General features: G+C 70.3%; 23 protein-coding genes. 3 read left to right on the top strand and 20 right to left on the bottom strand.

All coding sequences use genetic code 11. The annotated features are described in order from the left end of the window. Window positions 1-24: 24 nt before the first annotated feature. Together qcrA and qcrB are read left to right on the top strand one after the other, a co-directional pair. Entirely contained in the window at window positions 25-1,089 is a 1,065-nt protein-coding gene (qcrA, locus tag ABD998_RS00335; RefSeq protein WP_345434767.1) for a cytochrome bc1 complex Rieske iron-sulfur subunit, read from the top strand. Then, window positions 1,086-2,780, top strand: a complete 1,695-nt coding sequence (gene qcrB / locus ABD998_RS00330) for a cytochrome bc1 complex cytochrome b subunit (protein ID WP_345434765.1) — start codon at window positions 1,086-1,088, stop codon at window positions 2,778-2,780. The genes qcrA and qcrB overlap by 4 nt, the downstream gene beginning before the upstream one ends. Before the next feature lie 73 nt (window positions 2,781-2,853). Here the strand turns inward: qcrB and ABD998_RS00325 are convergent, their stop codons facing one another. The 6 genes from ABD998_RS00325 to ABD998_RS00300 all read right to left on the bottom strand — a co-directional run bounded on the left by ABD998_RS00325 (window position 2,854) and on the right by ABD998_RS00300 (window position 8,991). Next, the gene (locus ABD998_RS00325; RefSeq protein ID WP_345434763.1) at window positions 2,854-3,813 is read right to left on the bottom strand and encodes a D-2-hydroxyacid dehydrogenase family protein; all 960 of its coding nucleotides are present in this window, start codon (window positions 3,811-3,813) and stop codon (window positions 2,854-2,856) included. 78 nt (window positions 3,814-3,891) lie between these two features. Next, on the bottom strand, window positions 3,892-4,314 hold the full coding sequence (locus ABD998_RS00320) for a cytochrome c oxidase subunit 4 (RefSeq protein ID WP_345434761.1): 423 nt from the start codon (window positions 4,312-4,314) through the stop codon (window positions 3,892-3,894). Window position 4,315: 1 nt separating this feature from the next. Continuing rightward, the gene (gene ctaD / locus ABD998_RS00315) at window positions 4,316-6,058 is read right to left on the bottom strand and encodes an aa3-type cytochrome oxidase subunit I (RefSeq protein WP_345434759.1); all 1,743 of its coding nucleotides are present in this window, start codon (window positions 6,056-6,058) and stop codon (window positions 4,316-4,318) included. 2 nt (window positions 6,059-6,060) lie between these two features. Further along, a complete protein-coding gene (ctaC, locus tag ABD998_RS00310) occupies window positions 6,061-6,960 on the bottom strand; it encodes an aa3-type cytochrome oxidase subunit II (protein ID WP_345434757.1) in 900 nt (299 codons plus the stop codon). Between the two features lie 169 nt (window positions 6,961-7,129). Further along, on the bottom strand, window positions 7,130-7,495 hold the full coding sequence (gene erpA / locus ABD998_RS00305; protein ID WP_345434755.1) for an iron-sulfur cluster insertion protein ErpA: 366 nt from the start codon (window positions 7,493-7,495) through the stop codon (window positions 7,130-7,132). Between the two features lie 101 nt (window positions 7,496-7,596). Next, window positions 7,597-8,991 carry a dipeptidase gene (locus ABD998_RS00300; RefSeq protein ID WP_345434753.1) on the bottom strand — a complete coding sequence of 465 codons (1,395 nt, stop codon included), beginning with the start codon at window positions 8,989-8,991 and terminating at the stop codon, window positions 7,597-7,599. A gap of 48 nt (window positions 8,992-9,039) precedes the next feature. On the opposite strand from ABD998_RS00300, the gene ABD998_RS00295 reads away from it, so the two are divergent. Next, window positions 9,040-9,606 (top strand): DUF3043 domain-containing protein, encoded by a 567-nt coding sequence (locus ABD998_RS00295; protein WP_345434751.1) that lies wholly within the window; start codon window positions 9,040-9,042, stop codon window positions 9,604-9,606. Between the two features lie 66 nt (window positions 9,607-9,672). Here ABD998_RS00295 and ABD998_RS00290 read toward each other — a convergent pair whose 3' ends face one another. The 14 genes from ABD998_RS00290 to murC form a co-directional block, all read right to left on the bottom strand. Further along, window positions 9,673-10,704, bottom strand: a complete 1,032-nt coding sequence (locus ABD998_RS00290) for a quinone-dependent dihydroorotate dehydrogenase (protein WP_345434749.1) — start codon at window positions 10,702-10,704, stop codon at window positions 9,673-9,675. 26 nt (window positions 10,705-10,730) lie between these two features. Continuing rightward, window positions 10,731-11,213 (bottom strand): transcriptional regulator NrdR, encoded by a 483-nt coding sequence (gene nrdR / locus ABD998_RS00285; RefSeq protein WP_345434747.1) that lies wholly within the window; start codon window positions 11,211-11,213, stop codon window positions 10,731-10,733. 5 nt (window positions 11,214-11,218) lie between these two features. Next, window positions 11,219-12,526 (bottom strand): histidinol dehydrogenase, encoded by a 1,308-nt coding sequence (gene hisD, locus ABD998_RS00280; protein WP_345434745.1) that lies wholly within the window; start codon window positions 12,524-12,526, stop codon window positions 11,219-11,221. 63 nt (window positions 12,527-12,589) lie between these two features. After that, on the bottom strand, window positions 12,590-14,065 hold the full coding sequence (locus tag ABD998_RS00275) for a hypothetical protein (RefSeq protein WP_345434743.1): 1,476 nt from the start codon (window positions 14,063-14,065) through the stop codon (window positions 12,590-12,592). A gap of 61 nt (window positions 14,066-14,126) precedes the next feature. Beyond that, a complete protein-coding gene (gene dnaE / locus ABD998_RS00270; protein ID WP_345434741.1) occupies window positions 14,127-17,639 on the bottom strand; it encodes a DNA polymerase III subunit alpha in 3,513 nt (1,170 codons plus the stop codon). A gap of 47 nt (window positions 17,640-17,686) precedes the next feature. Beyond that, window positions 17,687-18,610: an RluA family pseudouridine synthase gene (locus tag ABD998_RS00265; protein WP_345434739.1), complete on the bottom strand. Its 924-nt coding sequence runs from the start codon at window positions 18,608-18,610 to the stop codon at window positions 17,687-17,689. Further along, a complete protein-coding gene (locus ABD998_RS00260) occupies window positions 18,607-19,221 on the bottom strand; it encodes a signal peptidase II (RefSeq protein ID WP_345434737.1) in 615 nt (204 codons plus the stop codon). Before ABD998_RS00260 ends, ABD998_RS00265 begins: the two co-directional genes overlap by 4 nt. Window positions 19,222-19,229: 8 nt before the next feature. Beyond that, on the bottom strand, window positions 19,230-19,853 hold the full coding sequence (locus ABD998_RS00255; RefSeq protein ID WP_345434735.1) for a DivIVA domain-containing protein: 624 nt from the start codon (window positions 19,851-19,853) through the stop codon (window positions 19,230-19,232). Window positions 19,854-19,977: 124 nt separating this feature from the next. Further along, window positions 19,978-20,274 (bottom strand): YggT family protein, encoded by a 297-nt coding sequence (locus tag ABD998_RS00250; protein WP_345434733.1) that lies wholly within the window; start codon window positions 20,272-20,274, stop codon window positions 19,978-19,980. Window positions 20,275-20,311: 37 nt separating this feature from the next. Next, window positions 20,312-20,812 (bottom strand): cell division protein SepF, encoded by a 501-nt coding sequence (locus ABD998_RS00245; RefSeq protein WP_345434731.1) that lies wholly within the window; start codon window positions 20,810-20,812, stop codon window positions 20,312-20,314. A gap of 34 nt (window positions 20,813-20,846) precedes the next feature. Further along, window positions 20,847-21,533 carry a YggS family pyridoxal phosphate-dependent enzyme gene (locus tag ABD998_RS00240; protein ID WP_345434729.1) on the bottom strand — a complete coding sequence of 229 codons (687 nt, stop codon included), beginning with the start codon at window positions 21,531-21,533 and terminating at the stop codon, window positions 20,847-20,849. Then, window positions 21,530-22,711 (bottom strand): cell division protein FtsZ, encoded by a 1,182-nt coding sequence (ftsZ, locus tag ABD998_RS00235; RefSeq protein ID WP_345434726.1) that lies wholly within the window; start codon window positions 22,709-22,711, stop codon window positions 21,530-21,532. Before ftsZ ends, ABD998_RS00240 begins: the two co-directional genes overlap by 4 nt. 170 nt (window positions 22,712-22,881) lie before the next feature. Beyond that, window positions 22,882-23,880 (bottom strand): FtsQ-type POTRA domain-containing protein, encoded by a 999-nt coding sequence (locus ABD998_RS00230; RefSeq protein ID WP_345434724.1) that lies wholly within the window; start codon window positions 23,878-23,880, stop codon window positions 22,882-22,884. 6 nt (window positions 23,881-23,886) lie between these two features. Beyond that, window positions 23,887-25,296 carry a UDP-N-acetylmuramate--L-alanine ligase gene (gene murC / locus ABD998_RS00225; RefSeq protein ID WP_345434722.1) on the bottom strand — a complete coding sequence of 470 codons (1,410 nt, stop codon included), beginning with the start codon at window positions 25,294-25,296 and terminating at the stop codon, window positions 23,887-23,889. Window positions 25,297-25,325 lie beyond the last annotated feature (29 nt).

Below are 25,325 nucleotides of genomic sequence, written 5' to 3'. Positions count from 1 at the left end.
CACGAGGACATCACGAGGAGCGACATGGCACACGAGCACGACACGCAGGCCGTCGAGAAGGCGCGCACGCCTTCCCGCGGTCTCGCCGTCGCGGCCTCCGACCCTGTGCAGAACCCGGGGCTCCCCCCGCACCGCGAGCGCATCACCGATAAGGACCCGAAGGCGCAGCAGCGCGCGGTCCGCACGGTGTACACGCTGTTCTACATCTCGGTCGCGGCGAGCATCTGGGCGGTCGCCGCGTACATGCTGTTCCCCATCGAGGGCGAGTACGCCACGATGACGAACATCCGCCACAACAACCTCTACATCGGCCTGGGCATCGCGTTCGCGCTCCTCGCCATCGGCATCGGCGCCATCCACTGGTCGAAGGCGCTCATGCACGACCACGAGGTCATCGAGAACCGCCACAGCACACGAGGCAGCGAGCCGACGCGCGCGGCAGCGGTGAAGGTCTTCGAGGCGGCCAACGACGAGTCCGGCTTCGGGCGTCGCAAGATGATCCGCAACTCGCTGTTCGCCGCGCTCGCGGCGAGCGTCATCCCCGGGATCACGCTGTTCCGCAACCTCGCCCCGAACGACGGCAAGGACCCCGTCCAGCTGCTCAACGAGACGATGTGGAAGGAGGGCGAGCGCCTCGTCCTCGACCCCGAGGGCACGCCCGTCAAGGCGTCCGACGTGACGCTCGGCTCCGCGTTCCACATCGTCCCCGAGTCCCTCTCCACGCTGAGCCATGAAGACGGCTACCTCGAGGAGAAGGCGAAGGCGATCGTCCTCCTCGTACGCGTGCTGCCCGAGCAGCTCATCGAGAGCGAAGAGCGCAAGACCTGGTCGTACGACGGCATCGTCGCGTACTCGAAGGTGTGCACCCACGTCGGCTGCCCCGTCGCCCTGTACGAGCAGCAGACGCACCACCTCCTGTGCCCCTGCCACCAGTCGCAGTTCGACGTCACCGACCACGCCAAGGTCATCTTCGGTCCCGCGGCCCGTCCGCTGCCGCAGCTGCCCATCGCCGTCGACGACGAGGGCTACCTCGTCGCTCAGCGCGGCTTCACCGAACCCGTCGGCCCGAGCTTCTGGGAGCGTCATTGAGTACCGCAGCCGCCACTGACAACGCGCAGCAGGGCGAGAAGCAGAAGCCCCTCGGCGGTCGATTCGTCGGCGCCACTGCGAACTACCTCGACGAGCGCACGAGTCTCTCCGGACTCGTCAAGGAGCTCGGACGCAAGGTCTTCCCCGACCACTGGTCGTTCATGCTGGGCGAGATCGCGCTCTGGTCGTTCGTCGTCGTGCTCATCTCGGGCACGTACCTGACGTTCTTCTTCCAGGCGTCCATGGTCGAGACGCACTACACAGGCGCCTACCCGCTCATGCGCGGCATCGAGATGTCCGCCGCCATGGAGTCGACGCTGCGCATCAGCTTCGACATCCGCGGCGGCCTGCTCGTCCGCCAGATCCACCACTGGGCGGCCCTCGTCTTCGTGGCGGGCATCGGCGTGCACATGCTGCGCGTGTTCTTCACGGGCGCGTTCCGCAAGCCCCGCGAGCTCAACTGGGTCATCGGCTTCGTGCTCTTCGTCCTCGCCATGGCCGAGGGCTTCACGGGCTACTCGCTCCCCGACGACCTCCTCTCGGGCAACGGCCTCCGCATCATCGACGGCATGATCAAGGGCATCCCGCTCATCGGGACGTGGACCTCGTACCTGCTGTTCGGCGGCGAGTTCCCCGGCACCGACATCGTGGGACGCCTCTACACGCTGCACATCCTGATCCTGCCGCTGCTCGTCATCGCGCTCATCGCCGTGCACCTCCTGCTGATGATCATCAACAAGCACACGCAGTTCGCGGGCCCCGGCCGGACGAACGACAACGTCGTGGGCTACCCGATGATGCCGGTCTACATGTCCAAGATGGGCGGCTTCTTCTTCATCGTGTTCGGCGCGATCGTGCTCATGGCGTCGCTCGTGCAGATCAACCCGATCTGGAACTACGGCCCGTACGACCCCTCCCCCGTCTCGGCGGGAACGCAGCCCGACTGGTACATCGGCTTCGCCGACGGCATGCTGCGCCTCGCCCCCTCGAACTGGGACATCCAGCTGGGCAACTACACGCTGTCGATGGGCATCCTCGCGCCGCTCCTCATCATCGTGGTGTTCCTCGTCGCCGTGTTCTTCTACCCCTTCATCGAGGCGTGGGTCACGGGCGACAAGCGCGAGCACCACATCGCCCAGCGTCCGCGCAACGCCGCGACGCGCACGGCGATCGGCGCCGCCGGTGTCGTGATGTACGCCGTGATGTGGGCGGCGGCGTCGTCCGACATCATCGCCACGCACTTCCGTCTCACGATGGAGGGCATCATCCACTTCCTGCAGGTGTCGCTCTTCGTGGCGCCCGTGGTCGTGTACTTCATCACGAAGCGCGTCTGCATCGCCCTGCAGAAGAAGGACCGCGAGATCGTGCTGCACGGCTTCGAGTCCGGTCGCATCGTCCGTCTCCCCGGTGGCGAGTACCGCGAGGTGCACAAGCCGGTCGACGAGTACGAGCGCTGGAAGCTCGTCGCGGAGGAGACGTACGAGCCGCTCGTCGTCCGTCCCGACGACAACGGACGGATCGGCTTCGGCCAGAACCTGCGCGCGTCGATCTCGCGCTGGTTCTTCGAGGACCGCCTCGCGCCCGTCACGGAGACGGAGTACCGTGCGGCGCTCGAGCACCAGCAGCACGCCCTGCACGAGTACGGCGACCCGAACCACGACGAGCTCGAGTCGGGTCACGACAAGCACTGAGCCTCCGCGCTCCGTCAGAGGGCCCCGGATCTTCGGATCCGGGGCCCTCTGACGTGCGGGGCGGAGCAGCCCCTCAGCCGATGACGCGGAGCGGACGGCCGTCCAGACAGGCGAGCACATCCTCGACGATCGCGGGGTAGAACGCGCGGTACGAGGCCGTCGTGACGTACCCGAGATGCGGCGACAGCACCGTACGGGGAGCCGCCAGGATCGGATCGCCGGCCGGAATCGGCTCGTCGTCGAACACGTCGAGCGCGGCGCCCCCGAGCCATCCCTCCTCCAGCCCTCGGATCATCGCCGCGGTGTCGACGAGGCCCGCTCGCGCCGTGTTCACGAGAAGACCGTCGGGGCCGAGCGCCCGGAGCACGCGCTCCCCCACGACCTCACGGGTCGACGGGGCGAGCCGCAGGTGGAGCGTGAGGACGTCGGCGCTCTCCGCGAGCGCGATCAGGCTCTCCGCGCGCCGGGCGTCGGCAGAAGCCGCCCGCGCGTCGTCGAGGTGCGGGCTCCAGGCCCGCACGTCCATCCCGAACGCGTGCGCGTAGCGCGCGATGCGGGTGCCGATGCGGCCGAGGCCCACGATGCCGAGCGTCAGGCCGTCGGCCTCACGGCCGACGCCGCCCTGCCAGAGCCCGTCGCGCAGCCGCCTCTCCTCAGCCGGCAGGTCGCGGAGCGCCGCGAGCAGCAGCGCCCAGGTGAGCTCGGGCGCGCCAGGTGCCGACCCCGGCGTGCCGCAGACCGTGACGCCGCGCGCCGCGGCGGCCGCGAGGTCGATCGAGGCGTTCGCCATCCCCGTCGTGACGAGGAGACGGAGAGCCGGCAGAGCGGCGATCGTCGACGCGTCGAACGGCGTGCGCTCGCGCATCGCCGCGATCGCGTCCACGCCGGCGAGCGCGTCGATGAGGCGGTCGCCCAGCGGCTCGTGGTGGAACTCCACCTCGACGCCGCGCTCGCGCAGCGCATCCCAGTCCGCATACGAAGCCGCCACGTGCGTGTAGTCGTCGAGGACGGCGAGACGTCGGATGGCCACCATGGTGCCGAGGCTACCCGCTCGCGGGCATGCAGAGGGCCCCGGCACCGAGGAGGTGCCGGGGCCCGTCAGAGCACGATGTCAGCGCGCGAAGTTGCCGCGGTAGTACTCGTACACCCAGCCGAACAGCGCGACGATGAGCAGACCCGCCGCGATCGGGATGAGGAAGTGCGCCGTCGCGAGCGAGATCGCTCCGATCGCGACCGCACCGCCCAGGACGAGCGGCCACCACGACCACGGGCTGAACTCGCCCTGCTCGGCCTGGCCGTCGTCGATGTCCGCGTCGAGGCGGTCCTCCGGAAGCTCCACGCCCTTCTGGCCCTTGTAGACCAGCTGCACGTAGAAGCCGATGAGGGCCGCCATGAGCGTGGTGAAGAGAAGAGCGACCGCACCGACCCACTCGAGACGGCCGTCGTAGTAGATCAGGCTCCAGATGGCGTACGCGCCGAAGCAGAGCAGGAAGAAGCCGCTCAGCAGCCACCAGATGACGACGTTGGACCGCATGTCACTTCACCTTGCCTTCCGCGAGGTCGACGACGGGCGCGTCCGGCGCGTCCTTGGCAGGACCGACGCCGACGGGGATGCCCGCCTCGGGGTGGTTCAGGTCGAACGCGGGCCGCTCGCTGCGGATGCGCGGGATCGACGTGAAGTTGTGGCGAGGGGGCGGGCAGGAGGTCGCCCACTCGAGCGATCCGCCGTAGCCCCACGGGTCGTTGACCGTGACCTTCGGCGCGGTGCGCGCCGTGATCCACACGTTGAGGAAGAACGGCAGCAGGGACGCGCCCAGGATGATGGAGCCGATCGTCGAGAGCTGGTTCTGCCACGTCCACCCGTCCGCCGCCGAGTAGTCGGCGTAGCGGCGCACCATGCCGTCCACGCCCAGCCAGTGCTGGATGAGGAACGTCATGTGGAAGCCGATGAACAGCATCCAGAAGTGCACGTAGCCGAGACGCTCGTTCAGCATCTTGCCCGTCCACTTCGGCCACCAGAAGTAGAAGCCGGCGAACATCGCGAACACGACCGTGCCGAACACGACGTAGTGGAAGTGCGCGACGACGAAGTACGAGTCGCTGAGGTGGAAGTCGAGCGGGGGCGACGACAGGATGACACCCGTCAGACCGCCGAACACGAACGACACGAGGAAGCCGAGGGCGAACATCATCGGCGTCTCGAACGTCACCGAGCCGCGCCACAGCGTGCCGATCCAGTTGAAGATCTTCACGCCCGTCGGCACCGCGATGAGCATCGTCATGAGCGCGAAGAAGGGCAGCAGCACCGCGCCCGTCACGTACATGTGGTGCGCCCACACCGACACCGACAGCGCCGCGATCGCGATCGTCGCGTACACGAGCGTCTTGTAGCCGAAGATCGGCTTGCGGCTGAAGACCGGGAAGATCTCCGACACGATGCCGAAGAACGGCAGCGCGATGATGTACACCTCGGGGTGGCCGAAGAACCAGAACAGGTGCTGCCAGAGGAGCACGCCGCCGTTGGCGGGGTCGTACACGTGCGAGCCGAAGATGCGGTCGGACGCGGCGGCGAACATGGCCGCGGCGAGCACGGGGAACGCGATGAGGATGAGCAGGCTCGTGATGAGCGTGTTCCACGTGAAGATCGGCATGCGCCACATCGTCATGCCGGGAGCGCGCATCGTGATGATCGTCGTGATGAAGTTCACGCCGCCGAAGATCGTGCCGAAGCCCGAGATGCCGAGGCCGAGCATCCAGAGATTGCCTCCCACGCCAGGGGAGAACGACGCGTTCGCGAGCGGCTGGTAGGCGAACCATCCGAACGACGCCGCGCCCTTCGGGGTGAGGAAGCCGGCCACGGCGATGATCGAGCCGAAGGTGAAGAGCCAGAACGCGAAGGCGTTCAGTCGCGGGAACGCGACGTCGGGTGCGCCGATCTGCAGCGGCAGGAGGGCGTTCGCGAAGCCCGCGAACAGCGGCGTCGCGAACATCAGCAGCATCACGGTGCCGTGCATCGTGAAGAGCTGGTTGTACTGCTCCTTCGTCGGCACGATCTGCATGCCCGGCGCGAACAGCTCGGCGCGGATGACGAGCGCCATGACGCCGCCGAGGCAGAAGAAGAGCATGGAGACGATGAGGTACATGTACCCGATCGTCTTGTGGTCGGTGGAGGTGATCCACTTGACGACGATGTTGCCCTTCTGCTCCACGCGCGAGCCGCTCAGCAGAGCGGCCTGGCGCGGAGGAAGCGGCGTCTGGCGTTCGGTGACGGTCGCCATGTTCAGTGCTCCTCTTCCGTCGTCGCGACAGACCCGGTACCGGGGTTGTTCGAGAGACGGTCGTATGCGTCGTTGATGTCGCCCGTCTGGCCCTTGGCCTCGAGCTCGTCGAGGTACGCCTCGTACTCCGCCACGCTGACCACCTCGACGTTGAACAGCATCATCGAGTGGTACTCGCCGCAGAGCTCGGCGCACTTGCCCTCGTACGACCCCTCACGGGTCGGGATGAAGGACCACGAGTTGTCGTGGCCGATGTACATGTCCTTCTTGTAGAGGAAGTCGATGATCCAGAAGGAGTGGATGACGTCGCGCGACTCGAGGTTGATCGTGACGCGCTCGCCGACAGGAAGCACGAGCGTGGGCAGCTGCGACTGGTCGACGTTGCCGTCGGCGTCGGTCTGCGCCTGGATGCCCATGGTCCAGACGGCGTCGGAGTTGTCCTCCGCCTCGCCGTCGTACTGGAAGTCCCAGGCCCACTGCTTCGCGATCGCGGTGATCTCGACGTCGGGGTCCGCGTGGGGCTCCTCGATGGTCGCCTGGTCGCGCGCCGTGAAGGCGAACAGTCCCAGGACGAGGATGAGCGGCACCGAGGTGAAGAAGATCTCGATGGGCATGTTGTAGCGCAGCTGGACGGGCAGACCCGTCTGGCCCTTGCGGCGGCGGTACACGACCATCGCCCACAGCATGAGGCCCCACGTGATGATGCCGACGACGAGCGCGGCGACCCACGACCCGACCCACAGCGACGCGATGAGGTCGGTGTGGTTGGTGGTCGCGACCCCGGATTCGTCGAACCCGGGGAGGTATCCGTGCAGTTCCGTGGGCGTGCACCCGGCAAGAGCGACGGCTGCCGCGGCGACGGCGGGGATCGCAGCCCAGCGGAGATGGCGTTTCGACGGCACGAATTCACCTTTCGAACGTGGATAGGGCATCTGCAAGTCTAGGGCAAGCGCACACCCGATTCCGGCCAAGCTCCCAGCGCGTGCGCGACATCCTGCGGCAGATCCGGACAATGCGAGAGCCCCGCACCGGCGTGGCGCGGGGCTCTCGGGGCGCGGGAGGCGCCGGAGCTCAGTGGAAGCTGTCGCCGCAGGCGCAGGAACCGGACGCGTTGGGGTTGTCGATGGTGAACCCCTGCTCCGAGATCGTGTCCTTGAAATCGATCGAGGCGCCGTCGAGGTAGGGCACGCTCATGTTGTCGACGATGACCTCGACGCCGTCGAAATCGACGGTCTCGTCGCCCTCGAGGTAGCGCTCGTCGAAGTACAGCTGGTAGATGAGGCCGGAGCAGCCGCCGGGCTGCACGGCGACGCGCAGCCGCAGGTCGTCGCGGCCCTCCTGCTCGAGCAGGCTCTTGACCTTGGCCGCTGCGGCGTCGCTGAGGCTCACGCCGTGAGCGCGCGTCGCGGCGTCGGCCGCAAGTGTCGTGTCTGTCATGACGCTCCTTCGGGATGGCCGCGCGCGGCGGCGGGTTCGCTCCATCGTAACGCCGGAACCGGGGAGCGGGATCGGCGGATCCTGCCCCCGCACGCGCGGCGTCAGACCGTGCGCGCGTTCGCTCGCGCGAGCAGGAGGGTCTCGGCGCGGACGGCGTGCCGGAACGTGTCGAGGTGGAGGGACTCGTTCGGGCTGTGCGCGCGCGAATGCGGGTCCTCCACGCCCGTGACGAGGATCTGCGCGCCGGGGTAGCGCTCCACGAGGTCGGCGATGAAGGGGATGGATCCCCCCACCCCGTAGTCGACGGGATCCTTCCCGTATCCGTCCGCCATCGCGCCGCGGGCGAGCTCGACGGCCCATCCGCTCGTGTCGACGAGGAACCCGTTGCCGAGGTCGACGTCGGAGAACGCGAGCTCGGCGCCGAACGGCGCATGCGCGCGCAGGTGCCGCTCGATCGCCGCGTATGCGTCCTCCGCCGTCTGACCCGGTGCGACGCGCGCGCTCACGACCACCGTCACCTCGGGCGACAGCGTGTTCGACGCCGCGGCGACCGACGTGAAGTCGATGCCCGTGACGGTGATCGACGGCTTGTTCCAGATGCGCGAGAGGATGGTGCCGTCCCCGATCGGACGGACGCCCTCGAGGAGCCCCGTCTCGTCGCGGAGCGTGCGCTCGTCGTAAGCGGGCGTCTGCGCATCGCGGACCGCGAGCCCCTCCACGGCGACGCCCCCGGCGTCGTCCCAGAGCGTGGACAGGAGCTTCACGGTCGCGAGCATGGCGTCGGGGACGGCACCGCCGAACATCCCGGAGTGCGACGCGTAGTCGAGGGTGCGCACCGTCAGGTGGAACTTCGCGTTCCCGCGCAGCGACACCGTGACGGCGGGGGTCTCGGAATCCCAGTTCCCGGAGTCCGCCACGACGATCACGTCGGAGCGCATGGCCTCGGCGTTGTCGGAGAGGAACTGCGTGAACGATCGCGAGCCGTACTCCTCCTCGCCCTCGATGAAGAGCACGATCCCGAGGTCGAGGTCGTCGCCGTACGTCTCGTGGAGGGCGCGGAGCGAGGCGATGTGGGCCATCACGCCGGCCTTGTCGTCGGCCGCTCCGCGCCCGTACAGGCGGCCGTCGCGCACGGTCGGCTCGAACGAAGGCGTCTCCCACAGGGCGTCGTCGCCGGGAGGCTGCACGTCGTGGTGGGCGTAGAGCATGACGGTGGGGCGGCCGCCTCGTGCGGCGCGCGTCGCGAGGACGGCGGGCTGCCCCTCCTCGTCGGTTCCGGGGATGCGGGCGCGCAGCACGCGGACCTCGTCGAAGACGCCCGTGCCCTCGGCGAGCTCGGCGATCGCGGCGGCGCTGCGACGCAGCTGCTCCTGGTCGAAGGCGGGCCACGCGATGCCCGGGATCCGCACGAGACGGCCGAGATCGGCGATCGCCGAGGGGATGCCGCCCTCCGCGGCGTCGAGGAGCTGGTGTTCCGCAGGGAGCTGGGAGGTCATGCCGGTAATCTTAGGGAAATCCCGCGAGCAGACTTCCGAGGTTCCTCCATGGCCAAGACACCTTCCGCCGAGAACGACGCGTCCGAGGCGACGCCCCCTGCCGGCAAGGGACGACCCACGCCGACGCGCGCCGAGCGCGAGGCCGCCAACCGCCGCCCGCTCGTGCCCGACACCAAGGAGGCGAGGCAGGCGGCGAAGGCCGAGCTGCGCGTCCGCCAGGAGCGCGCCCGCATCGGGATGGCCAACGGCGAGGAGAAGTACCTCCCCATCCGCGACAAGGGTCCGCAGAAGCGCTTCGCGCGCGACTGGGTCGACGCGGGATGGCACCTCGGCGAGTTCCTCATGCCGATGATGCTCCTCGTCATCGTCGCGACGTTCATCCCCCTCTACGTCACGCAGTACTGGTCGTTCATCGTGCTGTGGATCTTCATCCTGTTCGCCGTGGGCGACATGGTCCTGCTGTCCAACCGCATCAAGCGGAAGGCCGCGGAGAAGTTCGGCGGCAAGGAGAAGCTCGAGCGCGGCCTCGGCTGGTACGCCGCCATGCGCTCGGTGCAGATGCGCTTCATGCGCCTGCCGAAGGCCCAGGTCAAGCGCGGCCAGTACCCGGTCTGATCCGCTCGCGAAGAAGCCCCGAACCCGCCGACGGCGGGTTCGGGGCTTCTTCGCTGTGCGGACGCGTCAGCGGCGGGCGCGCAGCGCCGCCAGCTCGCGGTTGAGCCGTCGCGCCCAGAACGGGCCCTCGTAGATGAACCCGCTGTATCCCTGCACGAGCGTCGCGCCTGCGTCGAGTCGCTCCTGCACCTCGGCCGCCGTCTCCACGCCGCCGACGGACACGACGCAGAACGCCGGATCGGGGACGGCGCGGCGGACGATCTCGAGCACGGCGAGCGACCGCGCCTTCAGGGGCGCGCCGGAGAGCCCGCCCTCCCCCGCGCCCACGATCGTCGCGGGGTCGCTCGAGAGGCCGTCGCGCGAGATCGTCGTGTTCGTCGCGATGAGCCCGGCGAGTCCCAGCTCGACCGCGAGGAGGGCGACCGCCTCGACCTCGTCGTCGGGGAGGTCGGGCGCGATCTTCACGAGGAGAGGCGTCTCGCCGGCCGCCTCCTTCACGGCGGAGAGCAGGGGGCGCAGCGTCTCCACGGCCTGCAGACCACGCAGCCCAGGGGTGTTCGGCGACGACACGTTGACGGCGAGGTAGTCGGCGAGCGGGCTCAGGATGCGCGCGCTGGCGACGTAGTCGGCCGTCGCATCATCGACCGAGACGACGCGGCTCTTGCCGATGTTGACGCCGACGACGGCTCCCCCGCGTCGCAGCCGCGCGAGCCGGCGGGCGGCTGCCGCTGCGCCCTTGTTGTTGAACCCCATCCGGTTCACGAGCGCCCTGTCGGCCGTGAGGCGGAACAGGCGCGGCGCGGGGTTTCCGGGCTGCGGGATGGCCGTGAGCGTGCCGACCTCGACGTGTCCGAAGCCGAGCGCGTCGAGCCCGCGCACGCCGACGACGTTCTTGTCGAAGCCGGCGGCGATGCCGAACGGCGTCGGGAACTCCACGCCGAGCGCGCGGACCGCCAGCCGCGGATCGGGCCTGGTGAGCGCCCGGACGGCCCAGGACACGGGCGGGGTGCCCATGACGCGGATCGCGAGCATGCCGAGGTGATGCGCCGACTCGGGGTCGATGCGCGTGAGGACGTGCCGGAAGAGGAGGGGATACATCCCCGCCAGGGTATCGGGTGCGGCCGTCAGTCCGCCGCCGACGGCTCCGCCTCGAGACGGCGGAGCCGGTCGGCGCGCAGATCCGCGATCGACGTCTCGAAGTCCTCGAGCGAGTCGAACGCCTGGTACACGCTCGCGAAGCGCAGGTAGGCGACCTCGTCGAGCTCGCGCAGCGGGCCGAGGATCGCCAGGCCGATGTCGTTCGCCTCGAGCTGGCTGAGCCCGGTCTGGCGGACGGCCTCCTCGACCTTCTGCGCGAGGAGGGCGAGATCGGCGTCGGTGACGGGACGGCCCTGGCAGGCCTTCCGCACGCCCGACACCACCTTGTCGCGGCTGAAGGGCTCCACGGCGCCGGAGCGCTTGATGACGTTGAGGCTCGACGTCTCGATGGTCGAGAATCGACCCCCGCACTGCGGGCACTGGCGGCGTCGCCGGATGGAGAGGCCGTCGTCGCTCGTGCGCGAGTCGATGACGCGGGAGTCGCCGTGGCGGCAGAACGGGCAGTGCACGACGCCTACTCCCCCGCGAACCGGGCCGTGACGGCCTCGCCGTGCGCGGGCAGCGCTTCGGCGTCCGCCAGCGCCACGATCGCGTCTGCGACGTCTGCGAGACCGTCGCGGTCGTAGGCGATCACCTGCTGCGGACGCAGGAAGGTGTGCGCGCCGAGACCCGCCGCATACCGCGCCTGGCCGCCCGTCGGCAGCACGTGGTTCGACCCGGCGAGGTAGTCGCCGAGGCTCACGGGTGCGTAGGCGCCCACGAAGACGGCTCCCGCGCTCGTGTAGCGCGCGGCGGCCGTGTCGGCGTCGGCGAGGTGGAGCTCGAGGTGCTCGGGCGCGTAGGCGTTGCTGAACGCTTCGGCCGACGCGGCGTCGTCGACGAGCACGATGGCCGACTGCTCGCCGGCGAGCGCCGTGGCGACGCGCTCGGCGTGCCGGGTCGCGCCGGCGATCCCGGGCAGGGCGCGCTCGACCGCGTCGGCGAGCTCCGCGGAGGTCGTCACGAGCACGGCGGAGGCCTGCTCGTCGTGCTCGGCCTGGCTCACGAGGTCGTAGGCGATGAGGCGCGCGTCGGCCGAGTCGTCCGCGACGACGAGGATCTCGGTCGCCCCGGCCTCGGCGTCGGTTCCGACGGATCCCGCGACGGCCCGCTTGGCGGCGGCGACGAAGTTGTTGCCGGGGCCCGAGACGACGTCGACGGGATCGAGTCCGATGCTCGCGACGCCGGCCGCGAACGCGCCGATCGCGCCGGCTCCGCCCATCGCGTACACCTCGTCGACGCCCAGCAGGCCGGCGACCGCGAGGATGGTCGGGTGCACGCGCCCGCCCTGATCGGCCTGCGCGGGCGACGCGAGAGCGATGCTCGGAACGCCTGCGACCTGCGCGGGCACGACGTTCATCACGACGCTGGAGGGGTAGACCGCCTTGCCGCCGGGGATGTAGACGCCCGCGCGCGCGACGGGCTGCCAGCGCTGCACGATCCGAGCCCCGCGCCCGATCGCCGTCTCGGCGGCCGCCGGCACCTGCGCGGCCGATGCCTCGCGCACACGGCGGATGGCCGTCTCGAGCGCGTCGCGCACGGCAGGGTCGAGCGCCGCGAGCGCCTCGGCGATGTGCTGTGCGGGCACGCGGATGTCATGGCCCTCGACGCCGTCGAAGCGGGCTGCCTGCTCCCGCAGCGATTCCTCCCCGCGGCGGCGGACGTCAGCGACGATGTCGGCAGCGACGGTCGCAGCGGTCTGCAGGGCCTCTGCGGCCCGGGGGACGACGGCCAGCAGCTCGGCGGGGTCGAGGGTGCGGCCGCGGAGGTCGATGGTGCGCATGCACCGATTATCCCGCGCCCGGCGGGCGGCCCGTGACGGAGCCGCCCGACCGGGAGGGAACCGTCAGCCGCGGGTGACGCCGCTGACGTCCGTGAGGTAGCCGATCCGTCCGTCGTCGTCACGGACGACGAAGTGGTCGCCGCGGTCCTCGAGGACGAGCGCCCAGGCGGTCGGACCGATCCGGAACACGGGCGCGCCGTGCTCGTCGACGACGTCGCGCTCGACGGGGACGAGCGCCCAGAACGGCTGCGAGGCGGGAATCGCCTGCGTCTGCGCGGCGGGCTCGGCGACCGGGACGGCGCCCGTCTCGTCGAACATCGGCGCGAGCTCGTCGACGCCGCCGTGCGGAGCCGGCGCCGGCTGCTCCGCGTCGGGCTCCGTCACCTCGACGTGCTCGTCGTCGTCGCTCGTGAGGATCGTGTCGTAGATGCCCTCGTCGGCGCCGGACGTCTGCTCGGCAGGCGACTGCTCGGATGCATCCGTCACGACGTCGTCCTCCGCGGCCGCAGCGGCGCCCTCCTCGGACGCGTCGGCGTGCGCCGGCGCGGCATCCGCGGTCGGCGCAGGAGTTGCGAACGGATCCGCCGCGGCGGCAGGCTCCGGGGCGTTCGCCTGCGCGTCGGGTGCGTCGGCGTAGGGATTCGGCGTCGACGGCGCGTCGGCGCGGGCATCGGACACGGGAGCCCACGGCTCACCCGCCGGCTGAGCCGACGGGGCGTGCTGCCCGTAAGGCTGCTGCCCGTAGGGCTGCTGACTGTACGGCTGCTGCCCATAGGGCTGCTGACTGTACGGCTGCTGCCCGTAGGGCTGCTGTCCATAGGGCTGCTGCCCGTAAGGCTGCTGCCCATAGGGCTGCTGACTGTACGGCTGCTGTCCGTAGGGCGCGGGCTGCCCGAAGGGCTGCTGACCGTACGCTCCCTGCGTGCCCTGCTGCGGGGCGTACGGGTTCTGCGGGTCCCACCCGTTCGCTGCGGGCGCCTGCGCTCCCGGCTGCTGCCACGCCGGCTCGGGCTTGGGTGCCCGGAGGATAGGCCGCGCGGCCCGCGCCGCCGGATGCGCGACGCTCTCCTCTCGCCCCGCGAAGTCGTCGCGGAACGGCGGCACGAACGGCGCGACCACCGTGAAGAACACGCCGGCGAGCGCGAGCAGCGCTTCGAGCCATGGCACCCACGTGGCCGCCCCGTACGACCATCCGATGCGCCCCAGCCACGTCACCGCGGCGACGGAGAACGCCACAGAGGCCACCTGGTCGACGCCGAGCGAGCCCACGCGAGTGATCGCGCTCGGGGCCAGGCGGCGCAGCACGAGCAGGAACGCGGCGCCCACGGGCAAGAGCACCCCCAGCACCCAGTCGAGCCCGCTCGCCCAGATCGGCACGTAGGCGAAGCGGATGAGGGAGAAGAACGAGAACAGGAAGAGGAGCCCGCCGAGGATGACGAGGATGAGCTCGCGGGCCGTGAACGGCCCGACGCCGCTCTGCGGGGCGGCGGCGCCATCGGGCTGGGGAGCGGGCGCGCTGCCGTGTTGCTGGTCGGTCACCGGGGTTCCTTCCGTCGTCGGATCGCGTCGATCCTACTGGTGTGCGCTGTCGGGTCCGGGGTCATCCCAGGCACTGGGGTCCGAGCAGCGCCTTGAGGTCGCCGAACAGCTCCGCCGTGATCGAGACCGGCATCGGCACCTCGAACACCTTCGCGGTCCGGCCACGATGCATCTTGAGCCGCACCTCGGTCTCGCCGCGATGGCGGCGCAGGACCTCGGCGAGCGACTCCGCCACCTGCTCGGTCGCGCGCTGCTCCGGCAGGAGCAGCAGGAGGGGGCCTGCGGCCTCGAGGGCCCCGACGTCGGGGACGAAGGCCGACTGCGCGTGCAGGTTGAGCCCGTCATCGCGGCGCGAGACCCGGCCTCGCACGGCGAGGACGGAGTCCTGCTGCAGGATCGGCTGGAACTCGGTGTAGGTCTTCCCCATGAACATCACCGTGACCTCGCCGTCGAAGTCCTCCACGGTGATCATGCCGTAGGGGTTGCCGCTCTGCTTCGCCACGCGGTGCTGCGCGCTCGTGACGAGCCCGGCGACCGTCACCTGGTCGCCGTCCTGCAGGTCCTCGGAGGCGAGCAGGTCGCTGATCGTGATGGAACGGTGCTTCGCGAGGGGCACCTCGAGCCCGGCCAGCGGATGGTCGGAGACGTAGAGGCCGAGCATCTCGCGCTCGAAAGCGAGCTTGTCCTTCTTCGTCCACTCGGGGCGCTCCGGTACCTTCTGCGCCGCCTCCGGCTCGTCCCACAGGCTGTCGAAGTCGAACCCGATGGCGCCACCCGCGGCGTTGCGCTTGTCGGTGACGGCGAGCTCGACGGCCTGCTCGTGGACCTCGAGGAGCGCCCGGCGCGACGATCCCATGGTGTCGAACGCCCCCGCCTTGATGAGGGATTCGACCGTGCGCTTGTTCGCGACGTGCATCGGCACGCGCGCGAGGAAGTCGTGGAAGCCGGTGTACGGCCCCTCGGATCGCGCGGCGATGATGCCGTCGACGACGTTGGAACCGACGTTGCGGATGGCGCCGAGCCCGAAGCGGATGTCGTCGCCGACGGCGGCGAAGAACCCGATCGACTCCGAGACGTCGGGCGGGAGCACGTGGATGCCCATCCGCCGGCATTCGTTGAGGTACATGGCCAGCTTGTCGCGCGAGTCTCCGACGCTCGTCAGCACGGCGGCCATGTACTCGGCCGGGTAGTGCGCCTTCAGGTAGGCGGTCCAGTACGACACGACGCCGTACGCCGCCGAGTGCGCCTTGTTGAAGGCGTAGTCCGAGAACGGCAGCAGGATGTCCCAGAGCGCCTTGATCGCGCCCTCGCCGTAGCCGCGCTCGGTCATGCCGCCCGCGAAGCCCTCGTACTGCTTGTCGAGCTCGGACTTCTTCTTCTTGCCCATGGCGCGCCGCAGGATGTCGGCCTGGCCCAGGCTGAAGCCGGCGACCTTCTGCGCGATCGCCATCACCTGCTCCTGGTAGATGATGAGGCCATAGCTGGTGTCGAGGATGTCGCGCAGGGGCTCCTCGAGCTCCGGATGGATGGGCGTGATCTCCTGCTGCCCGTTCTTGCGGAGCGCGTAGTTCGTGTGCGAGTTCGCGCCCATGGGGCCTGGACGGTACAGCGCGATGACGGCCGAGATGTCCTCGAAGTTGTCGGGCTTCATGAGGCGCAGGAGCGAGCGCATGGGCCCGCCGTCGAGCTGGAACACGCCCAGGGTGTCGCCGCGCGAGAGGAGCTCGTAGGCCCCGCGGTCGTCGAGCGGGAGGTGCTCGAGATCGAGCTCCTCCCCGCGGTTGGTGCGGATGTTGTCGAGGGCGTCCGACAGGATCGTGAGGTTGCGGAGCCCCAGGAAGTCCATCTTGATGAGGCCGAGCGACTCGCACGCGGGGTAGTCGAACTGCGTGACGATCTGGCCGTCCTGCTCGCGGCGCATGATCGGGATGATGTCGATGAGCGGCTCGCTCGACATGATGACGCCGGCGGCGTGGACGCCCCACTGGCGCTTCAGCCCCTCCAGGCCGACGGCGCGGTCGAAGACGGTGCGCGCCTCGGGGTCGGTCTCGATGACCGTCCGGAACTCGCTCGCCTCCTTGTAGCGCGGATGCTCGGGGTTGAACATGCCGTCGAGGGGCATGTCCTTGCCCATCACGGCGGGCGGCATCGCCTTGGTGAGCTTCTCGCCCATGCTGAAGGGGAACCCGAGCACGCGGCCGGCGTCCTTGAGCGCCTGCTTCGACTTGATCGTGCCGTAGGTGACGATCTGCGCGACGCGCTCGGAACCGTACTTCTCTGTGACGTAGTCGATCACCTCGGAGCGGCGCCGGTCGTCGAAGTCGACGTCGAAGTCGGGCATCGAGACGCGGTCGGGGTTGAGGAAGCGCTCGAAGATGAGGCCGTGCTCGAGCGGGTCGAGGTCGGTGATGCGCATGGCGTACGCCGCCATCGAGCCGGCGCCGGATCCTCGGCCGGGTCCCACGCGGATGCCGTTGTCCTTCGCCCAGTTGATGAAGTCGGCGACGACGAGGAAGTAGCCGGGGAAGCCCATCTGCAGGATGATGCCGGTCTCGTACTCGGCCTGCTCCCGCGAGCGGTCGGGGATGCCCTCGGGATAGCGGTAGTGCAGGCCCTTCTCGACCTCCTTGACGAACCAGCTCTCCTCCGTCTCCCCCTCCGGGACGGGGAAGCGCGGCATGTAGTTGGCCGAGGTGTTGAACTCGACGTCGCATCGCTCGGCGATGAGGAGCGTGTTGTCGCACGCCTCGGGATGGTCGCGGAAGAGCTCGCGCATCTCCTGGGCCGTCTTGACGTAGTAGCCGTCGCCGTCGAACTTGAACCGGTTCGGGTCGTCGAGCGTCGAGCCGGACTGCACGCACAGGAGCGCGGCATGCGCGTCGGCCTCGTGCTGGTGCGTGTAGTGGGAGTCGTTGGTCGCGACCAGGGGGATGCCGAGGTCCTTCGCGAGCCGCAGCAGGTCGGTCATGACGCGCCGCTCGATGGAGAGGCCGTGGTCCATGATCTCGGCGAAGTAGTTCTCCTTGCCGAAGATGTCCTGGAACTCCGCCGCGGCCGCCCTGGCCGCGTCGTACTGGCCGAGACGGAGCCGCGTCTGGATCTCGCCCGACGGGCATCCCGTCGTCGCGATGAGGCCCTTGCCGTACGTCTGCAGGAGCTCGCGGTCCATGCGGGGCTTGAAGTAGTAGCCCTCCATGCTCGATCGCGAGCTGAGGCGGAACAGGTTGTGCATGCCCTGCGTCGTCTCGCTCCACATCGTCATGTGGGTGTAGGCGCCCGATCCCGAGACGTCGTCGCTCTTCTGATCGGGCGATCCCCACTGCACGCGCGACTTGTCGCCGCGGTGCGTCCCCGGCGTCACGTACGCCTCGAGCCCGATGATGGGCTTCACGCCGGAGGCCTTCGCCGCCTTGTAGAACTCGAACGCCGCGAAGGTGTTGCCGTGGTCCGTGACGGCGATCGCCGGCATGCCGTAGTCGGCTGCCGCCTGCGTCATGGCCCCGAGCTTGGCCGCCCCGTCGAGCATGGAGTACTCGCTGTGGACGTGCAGGTGGACGAAGGAGTCGGACGCCATGCCTCGAGTCTACGTTTCGCGTCCGACAGGAGGCCACGGCCCGCCCGCTACTCCCCGCGCAGGACCGCCAGCGCGTGCGCGAGATCGGCGGGGTACTCCGAGGAGAACTGCACCCACTCCCCCGATGCGGGATGGGCGAAGGCGAGCTCGTGGGCGTGCAGCCACTGCCGCGTCAGCCCGAGCCGCGCCGACAGCGTCGGGTCGGCGCCGTACAGGGGGTCGCCGACGCAGGGGTGCCGATGCGCGGCCATGTGCACGCGGATCTGATGCGTGCGTCCCGTCTCCAGATGGATCTCGAGGAGCGAGGCCCCGGGGAACGCCTCGATCGTCTCGTAGTGCGTCACGGAGTCCTTGCCGTCCGGCGTGACGGCGAACTTCCACGAGTGGCTCGGATGGCGACCGATCGGCGCGTCGATCGTGCCGGCGAGAGGGTCGGGATGACCTTGGACGACGGCGTGGTAGATCTTGTCGACCGTGCGCTCCTTGAACGCGCGCTTGAGGAGCGTGTAGGCCCGCTCGCTCTTCGCGACCACCATCAGGCCGCTCGTGCCGACATCGAGGCGGTGGACGACGCCCTGCCGCTCCGCGGCCCCCGTCGTCGCGACGCGCACACCCGCAGCGAGCAGGGCCCCGAGGACCGTCGGGCCCTGCCATCCCAGCGACGGATGCGCGGCGACGCCCGCCGGCTTGTCCACCACGACGATGTCGTCGTCCTCGTGGACGATGCCGAGCTCGGGCACGACGGTCGCGACGACGCGCGGCTCCTCCTTGGGCGACCACGACACGTCGAGCCAGGAGCCGGCCGACACGCGGTCCGACTTCCCGACGACGAGCCCGTCGAGCTCGATCCCGCCCGCCTCGGCGACCTCCGCCGCGAAGGTGCGGGAGAAGCCGAGCATCTTGGCGAGCGCGGCGTCGACGCGCGCACCGTCGAGGCCGTCCGGAACCGGGAGACGGCGGAACTCGCTCATGCCGGGCGCTCCGCCGTGCCCTCGTCGGCCGCGGGCGCCTCCGTCGTCGAGGCGTCGGTGGCGGATGCCGGGTCCGCGGGGGCGCGACGTTCGCGTCGTCCGTCGAATCCGATCCCGACGAGGACGAGGACCGCGACGGCGATCATCATGGTCACGATGAACATGTCGGCGACGTTGTAGATCGCCGGCGTCGTCCAGAACCACATCCACGGCGTGAGGATGAAGTCGACGACGTGGCCGACGGCGAAGCCGGGATCGCGGAACAGGCGGTCGGTGAGGTTGCCGAGCACGCCGCCGAGCAGCAGCCCGAGCACCACGGCCCACAGCCGCGAGCGGATCCGCGTCGCGGCGAGCCAGACGATCCCGGCGGCGACGGCGGCCATCGCGATCGTGAAGATCCAGGTGACGCCCTCGCCGAACGAGAACGCGGCACCCGGGTTGTAGACGAGGTACCACTGCAGCGCGTCGCCCACCACGGGCACGGCCTCGCGTTCGGGGAGCGCCGAGATGGCGAGCTGCTTGGTGAACTGGTCGGCGGCCAGCACCACGAGCGCGAGGATCGCGATCGTGGCGCCGGCCGCCGCGGCACGCAGAGGGGGTCGGCCCGACAACGCCGGTCTTACAGACCGATGGCCGACACCGGGCTGGAGCCCGACGACGAACCCGTGGAGTCGAGGTCCTTCAGCTTGGTCTCGAAGTAGCTGCGCAGCTGCTGGCGGTAGTCGCGCTCGAACTGGCGGAGCTCCGTGATGCGACCCTCGAGCGTCTTGCGCTCGGAGTCGAGCTGCGCGGTGACCTCGCGCTGCTTCGCCTCGGCGTCCGCGACGATGCGGCTCGCCTGCGACTTCGCGTCGGAGACGATCTGCTCGGCGGTCGCCTGGCCCTCGGCGACGTGCTCGTCGTGGAGGCGCTGAGCGCGCTCGATGATGCTCGCGGCGCTCGACGCGGTCGCGGTCGGCGCGGGCGCGGCGGGCGCGGCCTCGACGACGGGAGCGGGCGCCGGAACGGGCTCCGGCTCGACGACGGGAGCGGGCTCGGCCACGGGCTCCTCGACGGCGGCAGGGGCCTCTCCCGACTCGTAGGCCGCGAGCTTCGCCTTCAGCTGCTCGTTCTCCTCGATGGTCTTGCGCCACTCGACGACGATCTCATCCAGGAAGTCGTCGACCTCGTCCGGGTCGAAGCCCTCTTTGAACCGGACGTGCTGGAACTGCTTGGTGACGACGTCATCCGGGGTCAATGCCATGGTGTTGGCTCCTCTTTCGATGAGTACTCGGTCGGCGGCCGGGATGCGCCCTGGGCCGTGTCCGTGGTTGACAGCATAACCACCGCTCCCGGACGTTGCCGTTCCGGAAGCGGCGGATGAGGGTCTAGATGAACGCCCGTGTGACCGACAGGAGGATGAAGCACACGAGCATCGTGAGGGCGAAGGCGAAGTCGATCGCGATGCCCCCCACGCGCAGAGGGGGGATGACGCGCCGGAACATCTTGATCGGCGGGTCGGTGAGCGTGTACGCGACCTCGGCGAGGACGAGAACGGCTCCCCGGGGACGCCACTCGCGGTTGAACATCGGGATGTACTCCAGGACGAGACGTCCGAACAGCACGAAGATGTACAGCAGGAGCGCGAAGTTCAGGATCGAGGCGATGACGCCGATGATGCTCACGACGGCGGATCCTGATCGATCGCGACGCGCGGACGCGTCACGACTGCGCGAACGGCGCCGACTCGATGTCGGCGTGCGCGATGCCTCCGTCGCCCGAGACGGCGATGTTCTCCGGCGAGAGGAGGAACACCTTGCTCGTGACGCGCTCGATGCGTCCGTAGAGTCCGAGCGAGAGGCCGCTCGCGAAGTCGACGAGCCGACGTGCGTCGGCGTCGCTCATCTGCGAGAGGTTGATGATGACGGGGATGCCCTCGCGGAAGTGCTCCGCGATGGTCTGCGCGTCGCGGTACTGCTTGGGGTGGACCGTCACGATCTCGTTGACGGCGCCGGCAGCGGGCTGCCGGACGACGGCGGGACGGCGCAGCGGCGTGACCGGTGCGGGGGCCAGCTCTTCGATGACCTTCTCCTCTCGGTGGGGGCGCTCGTCGCGCACGACGCGCTCCTCGCGGTGCGAGCGGGGCTGGGAAGCCTCCTCCTCGTACTCCTCCTCGTCGGCGAGGCCGAGGTAGACCATCGTCTTCTTGAGCGGGTTCGCCATGACGTCCTCCGTTGTCTTCGCGTCTTCTCAGAGGCTAGCCCCGCGTGTCGCGCGGGCCGGTGATTGCGGAGCCGATCCGCAGGTGTGTCGCGCCGCAGGCGATCGCCTCGGCGAGGTCGGCCGACATCCCGGCCGAGATCCAGGTCGCGTCGGGAGCGAGGGCGCGCACGCGGTCGGCGCATGCGGCCAGCCGCGCGAACGCGGCAGCGGGCGCCTCGTCGAGCGGCGCGACCGCCATGACGCCGCGCAGCGCCAGCGACGGCGCGGCGAGCACGCGCTCGGCGAGCGCCTCGACATCGGCGGCGGGGACGCCGCCCCGGGACGGATCGTCCGTGAGGTTCACCTGGACGAGCACGTCGAGCGCAGGGGCACCCGGCTCGGCTGCCGTGTCGAGCGCGTCGACGAGGCGCTCCCTGTCCACCGAGTGCACGGCCGACGCACGCCGACGCACGGCCCGCGCCTTCTTCGTCTGGAGCTGGCCGATGAAGTGCCAGCGCAGGGGGTCGAGGTCGGAGAGCTCCTCCGCCTTCGCCACGAGCTCCTGCTGCCGGTTCTCCCCCACGTCCGTCACGCCGAGCGCGTGCAGGTCCCGCACGAGCGCGGCCGGATGGAACTTCGTCACGACGATGCGCGTGATGCCTGCGGGATCGCGCCCCGCCGAGCGCGCCGCGTCCGCGATGCGCGCATCGACGGAGGCGAGGCGCTCGGCGAGACCGCTCACTTCAGGAAGTCGGGGATGTCGAGGTCGTCGTCGGCGAACGCCGGGTCGAATCCGCCGGCATCGGGCAGCACGGGGCTCGACGTCGCGGCCACGCCGACCGCCTCCCGCTCCGAGCCGGTGTCCGCCGGCTTGTCGGCGGCCGGCTGGGCCGCTGGCGCGACAGGGAGGGCGGTGGGCTTCTGGGGCTCCGTCCGACCGCCGAAGGCGGGGACGTCGACGCGCGGCTGGGGCTCTCCGCTGTCGAATCCGGCCGCGATGACGGTCACGCGCACCTCGTCGCCGAGCGTGTCGTCGATGACCGTGCCGAAGATGATGTTCGCCTCGGGATGAGCCGCTTCCTTGACGAGCTGGGCGGCGTCGTTGATCTCGAAGATGCCCAGGTTCGAACCGCCCTGGATCGACAGCAGCACGCCGTGCGCGCCCTCGATCGACGCCTCGAGGAGGGGCGATTCCACGGCCAGCTCCGCCGCCTTGATGGCGCGGTCCGCTCCACGCGCGGACCCGATGCCCATGAGCGCCGACCCGGCGCCCTGCATGACCGACTTGACGTCGGCGAAGTCGAGGTTGATGAGACCGGGGGTCGTGATCAGGTCCGTGATGCCCTGCACGCCGGCGAGCAGCACCTGGTCGGCGGTGGCGAACGCCTCCACCATCGAGATGCCGCGGTCGCTGATCTCGAGCAGGCGGTCGTTCGGCACGACGATGAGCGTGTCGACCTCCTCCTTCAGGGTCGCGACGCCCAGCTCCGCCTGGTTCTGGCGACGTCGCCCTTCGAACGAGAACGGCTTCGTCACGACGCCGATCGTGAGGGCGCCGATCGACTTCGCGATGCGGGCCACGACGGGCGCGCCGCCCGTACCCGTGCCGCCGCCCTCGCCCGCCGTCACGAACACCATGTCGGCACCCGCGAGGGCCTGCTCGATCTCCTCGGCGTGATCCTCCGCCGCGCGACGGCCGACCTCGGGGTCGGCGCCCGCTCCGAGTCCGCGGGTCAGCTCGCGTCCGACGTCGAGCTTGACGTCCGCGTCGCTCATCAGGAGCGCCTGCGCATCGGTGTTGACCGCGATGAACTCGACGCCGCGCAGCCCGAGCTCGATCATGCGGTTCACCGCGTTGACGCCACCGCCGCCGACGCCGACGACCTTGATCACGGCGAGGTAGTTCTGGTTCTGGCTCATGCCGGCCTCCGTATCGAACCCAAGCTTTCCGGGCTTCAACCTTCACGTTCAGCTGGAGGGTTAAAGTGTTGCCCGGTATGTATTTCTTCCGTGCTCGACGCTACGGGGCGCACCGTCGGGTGCGCGGCAATGCGCGTGGGCGTGTCGGCAGAAAGTGGCGGATCCGGTCGTCAGCGCACGATGACGTTGCCCGGCGCCGAGACGTCGAAGGTCGTCACGCCCTCGGGCAGCTCGGCGCCGAGGGCGGCCGTGAGTGCGCTCGCCTTCTCCGGCGAGTCGTCGACGCTCCCCCAGATGACCTGCAGCGCTCCGCCGTCGAGCGCGAACGCGACGTCCTCCGGCGAGGTCGCCGTGACGTTCGAGACGCGCGCACGCAGGTCGGCGGGCAGCGAGCGGACGACCTGCCCCGCCGCGAGGAAAGCCGAGGAGCCCGCTCCGCCCGAGGCGTCGATGAGGGGCAGTCCGGCCGGCGGCTCGGCGGAGGTCGCGAGCGCCACGCCCGCGGCGTCGACCGAGGTGAACCCGGCCTCGCCCTGCACGACGCCCACGGGGGTCCGCTCCACGACGCGCACGACGAGGTCGTGCGGCGGGCGCGCCTCGAGGGCGTACGTCTCGATGAGGGGGAATCCGACGAGAGCGGCCTTGACCGCGCTCGCGTCGACGAGCGGGAGCGGCGTCCCGACCTGCTCGGCGAGGGCGGCCTCCACGGCGGGGACGTCGAGCTGATCCGCGCCCTCGACGACGATCCGCTCGACGGCGAAGAGCGGGCTGTACGCCGCTCCGGCGCTCGCCGCCACGACCGCGAGCACGGCGCCGATGCCGATGAGCCAGGCGCGACGACGGCGGCGGGTGCGCGCCGTGAACCGCTTGACCTCGGAGCGCAGCGCCCTGCGGCGCGCCCGCGCCGCACGCCACACGGAGGCGCGCGGCGTCCGCGGCTCGTCCGAGACGCCGACGGACGGTTCGTCCCGTCCGTCGGCGGACGGGTCTGCGGGGCGCAGCACCGCGATCGGCGCGGTGTCGACGTCGGGCTCCCTCGCGGGCTCGCGATCCTCGATGCCGAGCCGCCGCATGGTGGAACGCCGTTCCGCCTCCCGACGCGTCTCGTCGGCGGAGACGTGCTCCGCCTCCGCGCGGGAGGAGGACGGCAGCGGACCCGGACGCCGCATGGCCGCCTAGTGGGCCGCCCCGTCGCCCGTGCGGGCGAGCGAGCCGAGGACCTGGGGGATGATGCGGTACACGTCGCCGCAGCCGAGGGTGATCACGTAGTCGCCCTCGCGCGCGACGGAGGCCGTGTAGTCGGCCGCCGCCTGCCAGTCGGCGACGAAGTGCACGTTCTCGGGGTCGGCGAACGCGCCGCTCACGAGTTCGCCCGTGACGCCGGGGATGGGGTCCTCGCGCGCGCCGTAGACGTCGAGCACGACCGTGTGGTCGGCGAGGTCCTCGAGGACGCGCGCGAACTCGCCCGCCATGAGCTGCGTCCGGGAGTAGGTGTGGGGCTGGTGCAGGGCGATGAGGCGCCCTGAGCCCACCACCGTGCGCGCGGCCGACAGCGCGGCCGCCACCTCGGTGGGATGGTGGGCGTAGTCGTCGTACACGCTGACGCCCCGCTCGACGCCGTGCAGCTCGAACCGGCGCACGGTGCCGCCGAATCCCTCCACGGCCCGCAGCGCCGGCTCCAGCGCGTAGCCGAGCGAGATCAGCACAGCGACCGCGCCGGCGGCGTTGACCGCGTTATGGCGGCCGGGCACGGCCAGGGCGCCCGGGACGCGGACGCCGTCGTGCTCGAGGGCGAAGGACACCGGGCCGTCCGTCGCGATGTCGACCACGCGGATGTCGGCGCCCTCGGCCTCGCCGAAGGTCAGCACGCGGGGATGCGCGAGACGCGCGGCGACGCGCTGGGCGCCGGCGTCGTCGGAGGAGATGACGACGGCCTCGCTCGCCGCGTCGGCGAAGCGCACGAACGCGTCGTCGAACGCCTCGTGCGAGCCGTAGTGGTCGAGGTGGTCGGCGTCGACGTTGGTGATGAGCGCGACGGCCGTGTCGTACAGCAGGAACGTGCCGTCCGACTCGTCGGCCTCGACGACGAAGAGCTCGCCCGAGCCGATGCCGCTGGACGCGCCGACCGACTGGATGACCCCGCCGTTGACGAAAGAGGGGTCGGCGTCGAGGGCCGTGAGCCCCGTGACGATCATCCCCGTCGACGTCGTCTTCCCGTGCGCGCCGGCGACAGAGACGAGGCGGCGTCCGCGGATGAGGTGGTGCAGGGCCTGCGAGCGGTGGATGACCGCGAGACCGCGCTCCTTCGCGGCGAGGAACTCCGGGTTCTCGGGCCAGATCGCCCCCGTGTACACGACGGTGTCGACGTCGCCCAGGTTCGCGGCGTCGTGGCCGATCGACACGGTCGCGCCGAGCGCCTCGAGATCGCGCGTGTTCTGGCTCTCCGCGCGGTCCGACCCCGACACCGGGATGCCGGCGGCGAGGAACATGCGGGCGAGCCCCGAGATGCCGGAGCCGCCGATGCCGATGAAGTGCACGGCGTCGATGCGCTCGGGGATGGGGACGGTGAGGTCGGGCTTGATCATGGCTCCCCGAGTCTACGTGCGGCGCCTGG

This window comes from Microbacterium gilvum, from assembly GCF_039543865.1.
Lineage (GTDB): Bacteria > Actinomycetota > Actinomycetes > Actinomycetales > Microbacteriaceae > Microbacterium > Microbacterium gilvum.
The sequence above is the reverse complement of the archived record's forward strand: the minus strand, read 5'-3'. Positions and strand labels throughout refer to the sequence as shown.

Coding starts and splice junctions, on each gene's coding strand:
- ABD998_RS00320 (WP_345434761.1), bottom strand. CDS start 4,314: ATGCGGTCCAACGTCGTCATCTGGTGGCTGCTGAGCGGCTTCTTCCTG.
- ftsZ (WP_345434726.1), bottom strand. CDS start 22,711: ATGAGCCAGAACCAGAACTACCTCGCCGTGATCAAGGTCGTCGGCGTC.
- ABD998_RS00300 (WP_345434753.1), bottom strand. CDS start 8,991: ATGACCTCCCAGCTCCCTGCGGAACACCAGCTCCTCGACGCCGCGGAG.
- hisD (WP_345434745.1), bottom strand. CDS start 12,526: ATGCGCACCATCGACCTCCGCGGCCGCACCCTCGACCCCGCCGAGCTG.
- ABD998_RS00325 (WP_345434763.1), bottom strand. CDS start 3,813: ATGGTGGCCATCCGACGTCTCGCCGTCCTCGACGACTACACGCACGTG.
- qcrA (WP_345434767.1), top strand. CDS start 25: ATGGCACACGAGCACGACACGCAGGCCGTCGAGAAGGCGCGCACGCCT.
- dnaE (WP_345434741.1), bottom strand. CDS start 17,639: ATGGCGTCCGACTCCTTCGTCCACCTGCACGTCCACAGCGAGTACTCC.
- murC (WP_345434722.1), bottom strand. CDS start 25,296: ATGATCAAGCCCGACCTCACCGTCCCCATCCCCGAGCGCATCGACGCC.
- ABD998_RS00290 (WP_345434749.1), bottom strand. CDS start 10,704: ATGTATCCCCTCCTCTTCCGGCACGTCCTCACGCGCATCGACCCCGAG.
- ctaD (WP_345434759.1), bottom strand. CDS start 6,058: ATGGCGACCGTCACCGAACGCCAGACGCCGCTTCCTCCGCGCCAGGCC.
- ABD998_RS00255 (WP_345434735.1), bottom strand. CDS start 19,853: ATGGCATTGACCCCGGATGACGTCGTCACCAAGCAGTTCCAGCACGTC.
- ABD998_RS00230 (WP_345434724.1), bottom strand. CDS start 23,880: ATGCGGCGTCCGGGTCCGCTGCCGTCCTCCTCCCGCGCGGAGGCGGAG.
- ABD998_RS00265 (WP_345434739.1), bottom strand. CDS start 18,610: ATGAGCGAGTTCCGCCGTCTCCCGGTTCCGGACGGCCTCGACGGTGCG.
- ABD998_RS00295 (WP_345434751.1), top strand. CDS start 9,040: ATGGCCAAGACACCTTCCGCCGAGAACGACGCGTCCGAGGCGACGCCC.
- ABD998_RS00245 (WP_345434731.1), bottom strand. CDS start 20,812: ATGGCGAACCCGCTCAAGAAGACGATGGTCTACCTCGGCCTCGCCGAC.
- erpA (WP_345434755.1), bottom strand. CDS start 7,495: ATGACAGACACGACACTTGCGGCCGACGCCGCGACGCGCGCTCACGGC.